Source organism: Streptomyces sp. NPDC013157 (assembly GCF_042899865.1).
Lineage (GTDB): Bacteria > Actinomycetota > Actinomycetes > Streptomycetales > Streptomycetaceae > Streptomyces.
Map to the genome: position 1 here is coordinate 229,679 of NZ_JBIBAK010000021.1, position 12,761 is coordinate 242,439.

A 12,761-nucleotide genomic window follows, 5' to 3' on the forward strand; every position below is an offset into this window, starting at 1 on the left:
GTGCGGTTCGCGAGCGTCATCCCGCCAGGAGCAGGCAGCGGTCCCAGGGGGCGGTGGTCGCCGTGTTGACGGGGTCGGTGAGACGGACCAGGTGAATGCCCGATGTGCCGTCCATGAGGCCGACGCCGTCCGGCAGTCCGCTGTGGTCCAGGTGCTCGTCGAGCCGGGCTCGCAGACGGGGCAGACGCGCCGCGAGTTCGTCGTCGACGGCATCGGCGGCGGCACGGGAGGCGGTCTGTATGAGCCCCGCCCAGCCGTGGCAGAGGGATGCGTCGGTGAGCTGGGCGAGCTGCTGGTCATCGGCCAGGCATCCGGCAAGGGCCTGTTCGGCCCGGCGTTGCCGGTCGCGGTCGCCGAGGGCGATGCCGACGAGTTGTTGGGCACGAGCGATGCCGGGGGTGCCATAGCACCAGGACGGACGTCCCGGTACCGAATGCTGGAGAGCGCCGCGTCGGTGATCGGCCCGGGTGACCAGGCCCGGCCACCAGGCGCGCGAGCCCGTACCGTCGCGCCACTGGTCGAGCCAGCCGCATATCCGGATGATGGCTCGTTTCTGTCCGGGCACCGTGTGGCCGTGGCGCACGGCGGTGGCCAGCAGCGCGAGAGGTCCACTGATGCCGTGGGCCAGACCGAGGTTTCCGTGTCCGCCGGGCCACCGCGGCGACGGGCGCAGGTCGGGGCTGTCGCTGCTCCACCAGCCGGGCAGGAGCTGGGACTCGACGGTGATCGGTTCGGTCAGCCGCACCAGATAGGCGAGGACGTCTCGTAGTTCCGTCCGGTGACCGCGGTGCAGGTGGTAGACCCCCAGGCCGGTCAGTCCGCTGATGAGGTCGTATTCGCCCAGGCTGGGCGGTGCGCCACGGTCGATGCGGGCGTTCGCCCGCTTGAGGCGGTCGCGAGTGACGTCGGCGAGGTGTGAGTCCAGGGTCGCCAGGGCGCGGGTGCCGGTGTCCGTGTGCGTGAAGCTGAGGACGTACGCGACGGCTGGCGCGCCCTCGTACAGGCCGCATGCCTCCGGGGCGGCCTGTATCGGGCCCTTGACCATGGCAGCGGCCCACGGCCGGAGCGCATCCGTGTCGTCTTCGCCGGTGTGGGATCTGACGGCGTGCAGCAGGGCGGCTCCCGCCGCGCCGGAGTACAGCGACTGGCCCCAGCCGGGCCTGGTGGGTGTGGGCGACGCGTCGTGGTTCATGGGTGGCTCTCCCCCAGCCGGGCGGTCCACTCGAGAGCGGACTGACGGGCCAGGCGCCGGCAGATCCGCTCGTCCTCCCGGTCCAGGCCGCGCAGCCGGTTGTGGTGCATGTGCAGCAGGGACTCCAGAACCGAGTCGAGGTCCATGTCCTTGGCGAGGTGCTCGCGATACAGCGTCAGGGCCACGGCACGGTGGTGCCACGCGTGTGCGAGCGCTTCGCCCCAGCCGCGGGCGCGGGGCGTGGTGTGGCGAACGAGTTCGATGGTCTGGTCTCTGACGCCTCGCTCGACTCGGGCCGGAGGCGCGGGACGGTTGGCCAGCCAACGCATGCCCTCGTCGGGACCGAGCAGGCCGCAGGCGATGTCCACCATGCCGGCCGCGGCCAGTGCGCGTCCGTCGAGGCCGTCGCCTCCCAGGCCCTGCAGGGCGGCGAGGGCGTAGGCCGAGTCGGCGGTGAACACCGCCTCCGCACCGCGCAGGGCGGGGCCGGGGCCGGGGCCGTAGCGGCCGATCTCCGGGGTGTACGTGTCGAACACGAGCCTGCTGCTGAGCCCCTCGTGGCGCAGCCCGGCGGCCCATCGGGCGACAAGCTCGGTGTGAGCGGAGTACTGCCCAGGGCTTCGGGTGCGGATGCGCAGGCGCAGGTGGTCGGGGTCGTGCGGAGAGCGGTAGCGGACGAACCACCACTCGGGTCCGCCCTGGAGCTGGGCCATGAACCGCGCGAGCTGGGTGCCGATCAGCTCCTCGATCTGCTCGGGGTGCGTGTAGATCTTGGCGTTCAGCCAGGGTGCCCACACCGACCCCGGTACGGGCCCGAGGGTGCTGTTGGTAAGCACAGAGAGGGGGCCGGAAAGCGGGTTAGGGGCCGGCGGGCTGGTGCTGGTCATCGGCAGGGCGATCTCGTGGACGTGACCGCCGATCCAGCCGTAGCTCTCCTCGGGCGGCGCCTCGGTGAGCACGGCCTGGTCTTCCCTGGCCAGGTGGGCGCGCAGGACGGCGACGTGGGCGGGCACGTCGAGCCGTAGTCGCCGTGTGCGGTCGTCCTCCCGCAGCTCGACGGCATCGTGGCAGTGCCACCGCTTCCGCCAGCGGCCGAGGGCGTTCGCCCACTCCTGGGTGTCCGTACCCCGGCCGGGGAGGGCGTCGGCGGTCAGGTTCCAGCGGCCAGGAGAGAGGATCACGCGCCCGTAGCGGACGCGTGGCAGGAACGGTAGCCGTGCGCCGTGCGGGCCCCAGTCGAAGCCGGTCCAGGCAGGGCCGAAGGCGCGGGTCAGGTGCGCCAGGAACCGGGCCAGGGGCGGAGGTTGCTTGTCCAGGGCCATGGCATGGAAGACCTGCGGGTCCACGACGCGGCGGCGGGAGATGCTGACCAGGTACAGGCGAGTGTGCGTGGCCGTGACCGCGAGGTCATCGACGTCGATGAGCGTCGGCACGGTGTCGGCAGGGCTGCGGTGCTCGCCCAGTGGAATCACGTGCGGGAGATAGGCGGGGATGCGGGCGACGTTCTCGGTGTGCGGGTATAGCGGCGGGAAGGAGAGCTGCGCGGTCAGCGCGTTCTCGACGCTCACGGGGACCTGACGGTAGATCTCGTCGAGTCCCGAGCCAGTGGCGACCGGTGAGAACCGGGACGTGAGCGTTCCCGCGGCGCGGGCCGGCGTCACGGTGAGCGTGAAGTCCCCACGCTCCAACGCGGGCAGACTGTCGGCGTGCAGGCGCGCGCACATCTCCACGTGAGGCGGCGCCTCCCGCGCGGCCATCGTCTCGTCGGCCAGGCGGTCGATCATGTCGGCAGTGAGGACGATCTCCCTGCCACCGTCGGCCAGGGCCTGCCAGGCCAGGGCCAGCAGCCGCTCGTCCCGCTCGGAGACCACCGGTGGCGGCGCGGTCATGCGGCTGCCGGGGTACTCGGCCGGGTAGCCGAGCCCGGACGCCGCGTCGAGGACCTCCTTGACCGGCACCAGCGTGCCGGTGCCGTACCGCTCCCAGAACGCGACCTGGTACTCCTTCCACACACCCTGACCCGCCGGTCGGCGCGTCAACCGCAGCAGCGCATCGGCGGCCCGCCCCATCTCGCGCGCGACGCTCTCGGGGATCCGTACGTCGGCGTCCAGCCGCAGGTCGATGGCGAGAGGGCTTCGGCCCGCGCCGGAGAGCCGACGCAAGAGCGGCGTCAGCGCCTCCCGTTGGGGCGCCTGGCGGTTCGCGGGAAGCCGGTTGTGCTCGTGCATGGCGCGTCGCACCGCTTCCAGTTCGTGTAGGACCCGCGCGGCCTCCGGCACGGTACCGACGTCCACGCCGTGCAGTCGCTCGATCAGGTGGGACAGCGGATCGGTGTCGGTCATCGGCGGGCGCAGGCTGGTGATCAGGAACTTCTCGCGCACCAGCGTGCCGAGCAGTGCGGTGATATGGCGTGGCTCGGTTCGGGGAAAGGCGGAGGCCAACTTCTCGGCGAGAGCGGCGAAGCGGACCGGCTCGCGCGCGAGGTCCTCGATCCAACGGACCGCGCTGGTGCGCCGGACGGTGGCCCCCATCGGTCCGCCGTGCGGGACGTGCAGGCGTCCGCCTCGGCGTGCCGCCAGGTTGTTCAGGACCACGTCCAGGCGTTCCAGCAGGTCGGGGCTCGCCTCCAGACGAGCGACGACGTCGTCCAGCCACTCGGTGTCCACCCGCGCCACGGCCCGGTGTGCGTCTCCCCATCTCGCGTACGGGGTGGAACCCACGCCGACCGGCGCCACCCCGGCGAAGAGGCCGAACGGGGTCGGCCGCCCGGTGGCTCGCAGCGCGTAGCGGACGGTGGCCAGGGCGGCGCGCCGGACCTGCTTGGGACGTGCCGGCTGCCCCGCGCGGATCGCGTCGACCCGCGTGGCAAGATCGCCGCTCGTCTGCCGGACGGCGTCGGCGAACCCCTCGTCGGCCCACACCTGCTTCAGCCATCTGCGGCAGGCGTCCGTGTCGGCCGGATCGGGCCACCATCCCGGCAGGCTCGTCAGCGGCATCGCGGCGGCCCGGAGCAGGGCCGTGCCCGTGTGCTGGTAGAGCTTTCCGTCACTTCCCATTTCCAGTGCCTCCGCCATAGTGCTGTGACCGGGGCGGGGCCGGGAGCGAAAGTGCCCGCCGGCCCCGCGTACGAGCCGCTGTCAGACGGCGCTCGCGCAGGACGAGGCGCAGGACGGCTTGCAGCCGTCACCGGTGTCGCACGCCCTGGGAAGCAGGTCGGCGTCGACCTCCGTGATGATGGTGAGGTCGATGTCGAAGGGGTCGGCGGGTTCGTCGAAGGCGCCTGCCCCGACGGACGCCTCGGCGCCGGCTGTTACCGGCGGTGGCGCGCTGATCGGGCTGAGTGTGGTTGCGGTCATCGCACTTCCTCTCGTGTCTGAAGGGTTCGAACGGTTCGTCGTACTGCTGGCCGGCCGGTGTGCGGCTCGCCGCGCCGTACACCGGCCGGGTTCCTGCATTCGCACCTTGCGGTGCGGTCCCTCTCCGGCTGATCGGATTCCGTGGGGGACGGGGATTCGGAGCATCCGGAGAGGGAGTCGAGGACGCGGGCCGTAGCTACCGGATCTGGCCTGCGTAGAGCGTGGTCAGCGCTGTGCCGGTCACCAGGACGGGCAGGAACAGCACTTGGAAGGCGCCGAAGCCGAACCGGCCGACATACTTCGCTGGGTGCCGCAACACCAATCCGATCTGGTCGAGTAGTTGCCGCAGAGGCCGCCGCCGCATGGTGGTCATCACGCCGCCGTCCTCCGTAAGAGCGTCGGGTCGGCGGCGTCGACGACCGCCCACGGCGTCGTGATCACCGCCCCGGTCCGGGCCTGCCAGGCTGCGAGGTTCGTCCTGTCCTCCTCCAGATGCCCCAGCATCACGAGCAGAGGGGTGACGATCCCTGCCGCCCTCCCCTGCTCGACCACGGCCAGGGCGTTGTGCCAGCCCTCGCACAGGGCGCGGCTCTCGAACGGTGCCGCTCGGTCGACGTATGTCTCGACCGCCTCCCAGCCGGCATCGGCGACGTACCGCCGAGTGCTGACCACGCTGTGGTCGGCGATCTCACCGAGCGACGCGGGCAGGCAGGCGTACAGCACCAGGCGCGTGCCCGGGGGCACCTCGTGCGGTGCGGTCTGCCTCGCACTGCCGCTCATTCCGAGTTACCTCCAGCCGGTTGTGGTCGAGACGCCAAGGGCCGGCGCCTCGAAGAAGAGCCTCGCTGGGGGCGGCCGACGGCGGTACGCCGTCAGGACGCCGTTCGTCCGCCGTCCGGCGGCGCGCGAAGAGGCGGAGCTGCGGCGTACCGTCGCGGCTCACGGATGGCGAGGCTGATCGGTCCAGTGCCCAACCGGAAACGAGAGCGGCGATGGACGCGGTAGATGAAGAGCGCCTCTGCAGGCAGACACCGATAAGGCGTCATTGGGTGAAGCTGGCCGACTGCGCCGAGCCTTCGGGCCTCGCGCGGCGACACGTACACGAGTCCCTCAAGGGACGTGCCTCACCGGAGCGCGTCGACGACGCCGTTCTGGTCGCCTCGGAATTGGTGGGCAATGCGGTCAGACACACCGCCGGCGGACCGGACTGCATGTGCGTGGAGGTCTACCGGGACGTAGCGGTACTGCGAGTCCACGACGCGGGACGGGATGTCTCCAAGGTCCAGGCGCGATCAGCGCAGGCGGCGCTGGATGAGCTGACGGGAAGTGGTCTCGGACTGCTGCTCGTCGGGGCGCTGGCCTCCGAATGGTCGGTCCGGCCGACCGCGATCGGTAAGGAAGTGGTCGTGGTCTTTCCTCTTGATGCCCGTGGGCTACCCGAGCGGGACGCTCTTTTGTACATCCCAGCGGTACGTCCGCCCCTCGCGGCGGAGCTCCACCAGCTGAACGGCGGACACAGAGAGCTCGACAGCGGGGAGAACACGAAGACCTGAGACCGCCTCTACGACGGGGGCGGCGGGGCGCCGACGGTTGTTGTAGGCGAGGCTCAAGTGCGGTCGGAAAGCGGACGTCGGCTTCTTCGGGGCGAGACCGGCGCTGCTTCCCGCCTTGGCTAGCGCGTGGTGCAGCCGAAGCAGGGGTTCCCACGGGCCGAGGGACAGGCGGACGGCACCGCGGGAGCCGGCCAGCGGCATGGCGCGTATGGAGAACGCGGGCGGCAGCAGCGCCTCGACGTCCCGCGCCAGGCTGTCCAGCTGATCGGGGGCGACAGCGCTCGGCCTGCCCACGCGGGCGAGGGTGATGTGCAGTCCGTCCGTCGGAACCGGGTCGAGGCCGAGAGGCGCCAGCTCCTCCTGGCAGTGTCCGGCGAGGGTCCCGAGCGGCTGGTCGTCCGGGAAGGTCAGCATCCAGTAGTACGCCCGGCTGCCGTCCGACCAGCCAGGGCGTGCCCAGTGATCGGTCATCTCGTCGAGTGCGCTGAACGCCGCCCAGTCGTGGGCCGCGGTGACCGCCGGATCACGCGTGTCGGCCGGAGGCTCGGCGGGGAACGCGGCGGGATCGGCGCTGAGCAGGGGCACCCGTCGAACTCCTTCGGCTTCACACCGCCCCGGCGTACGACGACACCGACGGCGCCTACGACGCGGATGACGCCATGACCATGACGGCTGGCTGCGAGCTCCAGGCCCGGAACTCCTCGCCATAATCGCGCACCGCCGGGTGATCACGCCACGGCCCGGCCTGCTCGCGCAGGTCACGGGAGCGTTGGTAGACGGAGCTGATCGGGGTGTCTCCGCACAGCCGTAGGGCCTCACCGCCGAGCGCCATCGCGTGGTCGATGTCGGGCGTGCGCTGCTGCAGCAGCGCGGTGGCGACGTCGAGGCGTACGAGCGAACGGCTCCAGGAGGAGGTCGAGTGCTCCACCAGATCGTCGATGTGCTCGGCGTCACGTAGTACCTGGGCCGTGTTACGCAGGGCCACGTGTGACGTGACGGCGTTGGCCAGCGTCCGGGCCCGTCCGTACGGCTCGAAGGAGATGCAGGAGGTGAGCCCGACGGGTACCTCGTGGAGGTCGGAGAGGCGGAGGGCCTGTCCGATGGCCTGCTCGACGGCACGCCGGTCGCCGGTCTTACCGAGGGCTCGGGCTCGGCCGTTGGCGAGCAGGCGGATGGACTGGGCGTGGCGTGGCGCGCGCTCGACGGCCGCGGCGGCGCAAGCGTCGGCCTCGTCGTACCGGCCGGCGTAGTAGAGGCCGAAGGAGAGGGTCCCGCGCGCCCAGAGCTCTGTGTCCAGGTCGCCGATCTCACGGCTGAGATCGCGGGCTTCGGTGCAGTACGCCTCCGAGAGCGCGAAGTCGCCCGTGTTCACCGCCATGTAGCCGAGCAGGCCGGAGGCGCGAGCGGCGAGGCGGAAGAGCTCGCGGCGTGTGCCTGGGGGCTGGCGACCGTCGAGGAGGGTGTGGGCGAGCTGCCGCACCTGGCGAGCCTGGGGGCGCAGGGCGTACGGCCCGTCCTGCTCGTACCGGCCGGCAATGCCCTCCAGGGAGGAATCCAGGAACGCGAGCGTCGCGTCGTCAGCGTTGCTGGCCGTGAGCTGCCGGGTCCGGGCGACGATGTCCAGGGGATTCTCGTCGTCCTCTCGTGGCGGAAGAGGACTCGGCGCTTGCTGGCGTGCGGGCGGCTCCTCGGAGCGGCCGGACTCGGAGTCGCCGTCGTACACCGCGGAGAACAGCTCGGACACCGGTCTGCCCAGCATGTGCTCCAGCACCCGGCAGGCGTCAGGACGGGGCAGAGTCAGTAGCTCCCCGCCGTACCAGCGGTCGAACTGGCGCGGAGAGACCTGGAGGGACGCCAGGCGAGGGTCTCGGTCGAGCTCCGCCAGCCGCACGGCGGCCCGCTCGTACTGGGCGGCGAAAGCCTCGTGCGTCGTCAGGTGCCGTTGCTGGAGCAGCTGCCGAAGCAGCGTTGTCCGTGGCATGGCCCACCCTCCTGATTCGGCGTGCGGGACCGACGTGGAGGCGCGCGCCGGTGACGGGGTCGTGGCGAGGCATCGCCCAGCGGTCTGCTGCGGCGCGCACCCGTACGAACGCGCGTCGTGACTCCTGACAGCATGCCGACGCAACCACCAACTAGGCAATATGTCTTGAGAAGTTGACCCGTACGGGCTTGTCGAGGCGGCGCCGGTACGGAGAGACTTTCGGCATGGCCTTGAAGAGAAGCCTGGTCCCGCAGTCGGTCTACCGGCGACAGCTCGCGGCACGGCTGAAGGAACTGCGTGACGCGACCGGGCTCACCCTCACCGAGGTCGCCGACCAACTGGAGGTCAACCAGGGGTCACTGAGTCGGATCGAGAACGGCGAACGCGGCACGACGCCGGTCCTCGTCCGCGCTCTGCTGGACCTGTACGGCGTCGAGGACGAAGACCGGCGCGCCGACGTGCTCGACCTCGTGCGAGCGGACAAGGAACAGCAGAAGCCCTGGTGGCGGAAATACTCGACAGTGCTCACCCCAACCCGCTACGACGGGTACCTCGCACTGGAGGCCGGCGCGACGCACCTCGCCAGCTACCAGCCGATGCTCGTGCCAGGGCTGCTCCAGACCGAGGACTACGCACGTGCCGTGATCTCCCAGATGAGGAAGGACCTGTCCCCGCCACAGGTCGAGTCCCTGGTCAGGGTCCGCATAGAGCGACAGAACAGCCGCCTGGGTGGCGAGGCCCCCGCCAGACTCTGGGCGATCCTCGACGAAGCCGTGCTGCGCAGGACGGTCGGCTCTGCAGAAGTGATGCGCGACCAGCTGCGGAAGCTGGTAGAGGCGAGCGAGCAGTCGAACGTCACCGTGCAGCTGCTGCCGTTCTCGCTCGGAGCACATCCCGGGCTGTACGGCCCGTTCGTCATCCTGACCTTCCCGCATCCCACGCCGGACCTGGTGTGGCTGGAGAACCCCAAGAACTCCGTGTATCTGGAGTCCCCGGAGGACGTGGACAACTACACGGAAATCTTCGATCAGTTGAGAGACAGCGCCCTCGACCCGTCGGAGACTCGCACCCGCATCGCACGCATCAGCAAGGAGCTCGAACGGTGAGCACGCCCAGCATGGCCGCCCCGCACGACGTCACGACAGCCCAGTACGACGTCGACCTCGCGCACGCGCGGTGGCGGAAGAGCTCGTACAGCGGAGGTGCGAACGACTGCGTGGAAGTCGCGGAACTGGACGAGGGCGCCGCAGTGCGCGACTCCAAGGACATCAGCCGCCGTCCGTTGCAGTTCTCGACGGCGGCGATGCGCGCGCTGGTCAACGGGATCGCTAACGGGTCGATCATTGACCGTTGATGCCGAAAAGCGAGCTGGCGCGTGAGAAGGAGCGGTGACAGCCGTCGTGGTGGGCGCAGGTGTCCCGGTCTCAGGACGGGCGTGGCCCTGTCGGAAAACCTTGGCGACGGTGTCCCGGGCGCCCTTATAGTCCGGGAATGATCGAAATACCGACCTTCACGGCTTGGATGGAGGAGAACCGGGCCCAAGGCTTTCCCAACGAGGCAACTGCGTGGGCGGTCTACAACGACCGGATGCATGAGGGCATGCAGGCCCTCTTCGCACATCCAGAGGTCGCGGCGAATCGTTACGAGGCTGCCGTAGCCGAGACCGCGGCGACCACCTTCCTCGAATCCATCTTCGGCACCGCCTGGATGAAGGAGAAGTTCCCCCTCGCCGACAACCGGGAGGAGCTCGGTCCTTGGGTGCAGCAGGCCCGGCAGCGCCAGGAACTCGCTAGGAGGGTGTTCGAGTTCCAGGGCGAACCGTGGTTCGCCGACTTCCTCTCCTACACCAAGACGAACGATGTCGTGTCGGCGATCTTCGAAGCAGACGTCCTCCAGACCCTCATGCGCATGCCAGCCGGCATCGCCAGGGTGACGGAGTCGGGAGTCAAGGGCCAGGACTTCGACATCCTCCTCAACTTGGCGAACATCGGTGACGTTCCCGTCGAGGTGAAGTACAAGCAGGACGACACGCCCTTCTCCCAGGCCACGGTCCGAAATACGGTCAAGGGCGCGGTCAAGCAACTGCCACGGGGCAAAATCGGGTGGCTGTTCATCCACGTCCCGACGGCCTGGGTGCGCCCCGGTCGCGCGGCCGAATATCACGAGGCGCTCTACGAGGCACTCAGGCAGACGTCGCGGATCGCTGTCGTCTTCACCGCCATCGACAAGCCCTTCCACGATGAAGAGGCGGGAAAGATCCGTCACCGGAGATTCTGGGACCTTTACAAGGACGATGGCGCGTCGCAGGAATTGTGGGGTGCTGCCCTCCTGCTACGGGATCTCTTGCACAAGCGCTGGGACTTCTTCGCTCCGCGTGCGCCGTTCTGATGTGCGCGGCCCGCATCGTCTCTATTGCGCCCAGTCCCAGACGGTGGCACGAGGCTGGGCGCCGATCTCGGACATGAACGAGTCGGTGCCGTCCGGCGGAACTGGGTTCTGCTTGGAGGCCAGCTCGGGCGCGCACACCTGCCAGTACAGGGTCCGGCTCCCGTACGGGGTGATACCCGCGTCCTGAGTGAGCATCTTGACCGGGCCGTCCACTTCGTCGGGGTACTCGCCGTCGGCATGCTTGGGCGTGTACAAGGTCTGGAATTTCTGGGTGATGGAGATTACTGCGGTGTCGGAGCGGTTCTCGTAGGCGGTCATGACATTCACACACTTGTTCGTCGCGTCGCCGTCGTGCCATTCGGTCAGGGCGACCGATCCCTGAGGAGCGCGGGCCGGGGCTGTCGCGGGCGTCGAGGAGACAGCCGGTGTGGGAGTGGCCGAAGTGCGGCTGGCTGCAGGCGTCGGCGTCGATGTGGGGGTGGACGTGACGGTCTGAGTGACCGTGACCGTGGGGGCTGCTGCAGCGGGCTGCGGGGCGCGGCTGCTACAGCCAGCGGCGAGTAGTGCGCCCGCGCAGGCGGCTATGACAGGAAGGAACCGGCGGGTCATGTCTGCCTTTCACGTTCAGCGAGATCGCGGCAGGCGCTGCTCGGCCGGTTTCTGTGGGGGACGAAAGCGGAGGGTCGCCACCTGACATTCCGTACGACGCGGATCATAGCGGCGGGTCGACCGCTCCAGCGGCCGGACCTCACTGAGTACCGCCGCCGTTTGAGGCCCCGGCCCGAGTCAGCGTTCGTAACTTCAGCGCGGGCTATTGCTGTGTCAGCATGCCCTTGCGGTTCAGCGCGTTCATGAGCTCGGTGCGTGCCTCAAGGAAGGCATCGCGCGCCCCGGACAGGTCGGCCATGGCCTGCTTGTACCGTTCGGGGTCGGTGCGCTTCCACTCTGGCGGAACCTCAACGTACACCGGTGGGCTAGGTCCGTCTTCTGGGGTGAACATGCCGTCGAGCTCGGTGTTTAGCTGGCCAAGGCTCTCTGTGAACGCGGAGTACACGCGCCCAATTTCCTGATCGAGGAACTCGACATCGTCAGACAAGATCTCCCTCAGAGCCTCTTCGACAGCATCGGTTACCTCCACCCTCACCCGGCGCATCGGCGGCCGGCTTTGCATGAACCGAAGCCACGGCGCATCGAAGGGCATCGCAACGAGGATCCGCTGCGCCTTGGCGTGATCTGGAGCACCCGCGGGAGTCTCGTCGGGGGCGACCGCCATGCTGCTGTCATCGGCTGCCGGGGATCCAATGGCCATCCACCCGGCGGAAAGTCTGCGATGGGCTTCCGGGGCGCTCCAGAACACTGTCCGGTCTCCACGCCGCACTGGGACAGCAAGGCCACTGACCGACTTCTCGTCTCTGCCGGTGGGCGCGGGGATCACGAACGGCCGCGCGGCAGCAGGCTGGACCGGGATGTCAATGCTCAGCACGCCCTTGCCGTCGCCGCGGTCGAACCAGGTCAGTTCAAGATCCTGAACCTGGGGGAAAACCCGTTCATCGATCAGTTTGCGATACGTATCCGTGTTGACCAGCGTCCGCGGCACCGGGGTGACCTCGGACACTGTCTCCACCGCGTTGGCGGTCCTCGTCTTAAAACCGATGATGAGGAGTCCGCCAGTGGAGGTGTTGGCGAAGGCGGCTACATCCTTGACAAGCTCTTCTTTGTGGTGGGCCCCCTTGTCGAGCATGTACGGCCCGGACTCCACGTCTATCCAGCCGCACTCTTCCAGACCTATGAGCGCCTCTAGGTCACCGGCCCTGAGCGCTATGCGCACGTCGTCAATATTCACCACACCCAGCATGTACGGCCCGGTCGGCGACGTAAACGCCCCAGGCCGCGCAGAGTCCCGGTTGGACCCTCGGAGAGCGCCGAAGCAGGGAGCGTTGGTCGGTTTTGAACCCTCTACTCGGTGGTCGGTATGCGGGCTGCCAGGTAGGCACTCCAGTCATCTTTGGAATATTTCACCCACCTCTGAGAGGTACTGGGGTGTATGCCGAAGATGTCGGCGACCACGATGGGCGCGAGGCTGGTGACATCGTTGACATCAACACCGACCCGGCACTGATCGGAAGGGACAAGCGGAACGACACCACCCCTGTGGAGACCAGGGTGCTGCGTCCGCAGGGCAACATCGAGATTCACTGAGCCTTTTCAGCGTTGCCGCTCCAGGGTGAGGACGGCTTTGGCGATTGACGTCATTCGATTCGGGCTGCACCGGGACCTGCGGAAGATCCGCC

Annotated in this window: 14 protein-coding genes and 1 pseudogene; 5 read left to right on the plus strand and 10 right to left on the minus strand. The window is 69.0% G+C overall.

The features are described 5' to 3' along the window. Positions 1 to 16 precede the first annotated feature (16 nt). The 5 genes from ACFY6U_RS44625 to ACFY6U_RS44645 form a co-directional block, all read right to left on the minus strand. Positions 17 to 1,192: a lanthionine synthetase C family protein gene (locus tag ACFY6U_RS44625; protein WP_390047780.1), complete on the minus strand. Its 1,176-nt coding sequence runs from the start codon at positions 1,190 to 1,192 to the stop codon at positions 17 to 19. Further along, positions 1,189 to 4,248 carry a lantibiotic dehydratase gene (locus ACFY6U_RS44630; protein WP_390047782.1) on the minus strand — a complete coding sequence of 1,020 codons (3,060 nt, stop codon included), beginning with the start codon at positions 4,246 to 4,248 and terminating at the stop codon, positions 1,189 to 1,191. The genes ACFY6U_RS44625 and ACFY6U_RS44630 overlap by 4 nt, the downstream gene beginning before the upstream one ends. 81 nt (positions 4,249 to 4,329) lie before the next feature. Beyond that, positions 4,330 to 4,548, minus strand: coding sequence for an FxLD family lanthipeptide (locus ACFY6U_RS44635; RefSeq protein WP_390047783.1), 219 nt, complete (start codon positions 4,546 to 4,548; stop codon positions 4,330 to 4,332). Between the two features lie 196 nt (positions 4,549 to 4,744). Then, complete coding sequence (locus tag ACFY6U_RS44640) at positions 4,745 to 4,924, minus strand: hypothetical protein (RefSeq protein WP_390047785.1); 180 nt, start codon at positions 4,922 to 4,924, stop codon at positions 4,745 to 4,747. Continuing rightward, a complete protein-coding gene (locus tag ACFY6U_RS44645; protein ID WP_390047787.1) occupies positions 4,921 to 5,328 on the minus strand; it encodes a hypothetical protein in 408 nt (135 codons plus the stop codon). The genes ACFY6U_RS44640 and ACFY6U_RS44645 overlap by 4 nt, the downstream gene beginning before the upstream one ends. A 212-nt stretch (positions 5,329 to 5,540) precedes the next feature. Between ACFY6U_RS44645 and ACFY6U_RS44650 the strand changes: the two genes are divergently transcribed. Then, positions 5,541 to 6,101, plus strand: a complete 561-nt coding sequence (locus ACFY6U_RS44650) for an ATP-binding protein (RefSeq protein WP_390047789.1) — start codon at positions 5,541 to 5,543, stop codon at positions 6,099 to 6,101. Here ACFY6U_RS44650 and ACFY6U_RS44655 read toward each other — a convergent pair. Beyond that, complete coding sequence (locus ACFY6U_RS44655; RefSeq protein WP_390047791.1) at positions 5,982 to 6,686, minus strand: 2'-5' RNA ligase family protein; 705 nt, start codon at positions 6,684 to 6,686, stop codon at positions 5,982 to 5,984. The genes ACFY6U_RS44650 and ACFY6U_RS44655 overlap by 120 nt on opposite strands. 55 nt (positions 6,687 to 6,741) lie before the next feature. Further along, positions 6,742 to 8,082 carry a hypothetical protein gene (locus ACFY6U_RS44660; protein ID WP_390047793.1) on the minus strand — a complete coding sequence of 447 codons (1,341 nt, stop codon included), beginning with the start codon at positions 8,080 to 8,082 and terminating at the stop codon, positions 6,742 to 6,744. A gap of 224 nt (positions 8,083 to 8,306) precedes the next feature. On the opposite strand from ACFY6U_RS44660, the gene ACFY6U_RS44665 reads away from it, so the two are divergent. The 3 genes from ACFY6U_RS44665 (at position 8,307) to ACFY6U_RS44675 (ending at position 10,470) form a co-directional block, all read left to right on the plus strand. Continuing rightward, positions 8,307 to 9,188 (plus strand): Scr1 family TA system antitoxin-like transcriptional regulator, encoded by an 882-nt coding sequence (locus ACFY6U_RS44665; protein WP_390047795.1) that lies wholly within the window; start codon positions 8,307 to 8,309, stop codon positions 9,186 to 9,188. Then, complete coding sequence (locus tag ACFY6U_RS44670; protein ID WP_390047797.1) at positions 9,185 to 9,436, plus strand: DUF397 domain-containing protein; 252 nt, start codon at positions 9,185 to 9,187, stop codon at positions 9,434 to 9,436. The genes ACFY6U_RS44665 and ACFY6U_RS44670 overlap by 4 nt, the downstream gene beginning before the upstream one ends. 137 nt (positions 9,437 to 9,573) lie before the next feature. Next, complete coding sequence (locus tag ACFY6U_RS44675) at positions 9,574 to 10,470, plus strand: hypothetical protein (RefSeq protein ID WP_390047799.1); 897 nt, start codon at positions 9,574 to 9,576, stop codon at positions 10,468 to 10,470. Between the two features lie 21 nt (positions 10,471 to 10,491). Here ACFY6U_RS44675 and ACFY6U_RS44680 read toward each other — a convergent pair whose 3' ends face one another. Together ACFY6U_RS44680 and ACFY6U_RS44685 are read right to left on the minus strand one after the other, a co-directional pair. Further along, positions 10,492 to 10,788, minus strand: a complete 297-nt coding sequence (locus ACFY6U_RS44680) for a hypothetical protein (protein ID WP_390047801.1) — start codon at positions 10,786 to 10,788, stop codon at positions 10,492 to 10,494. A 493-nt stretch (positions 10,789 to 11,281) separates the two neighbouring features. Beyond that, a complete protein-coding gene (locus tag ACFY6U_RS44685; protein ID WP_390047802.1) occupies positions 11,282 to 12,313 on the minus strand; it encodes a helix-turn-helix domain-containing protein in 1,032 nt (343 codons plus the stop codon). Between the two features lie 197 nt (positions 12,314 to 12,510). Between ACFY6U_RS44685 and ACFY6U_RS44690 the strand changes: the two genes are divergently transcribed. Continuing rightward, positions 12,511 to 12,669 (plus strand): hypothetical protein, encoded by a 159-nt coding sequence (locus tag ACFY6U_RS44690; protein WP_390047803.1) that lies wholly within the window; start codon positions 12,511 to 12,513, stop codon positions 12,667 to 12,669. Positions 12,670 to 12,675: 6 nt separating this feature from the next. On the opposite strand, the pseudogene ACFY6U_RS44695 reads toward ACFY6U_RS44690, so the two are convergent. Next, positions 12,676 to 12,761 (minus strand): annotated as a pseudogene (locus tag ACFY6U_RS44695) (IS5/IS1182 family transposase); the annotation flags it as partial.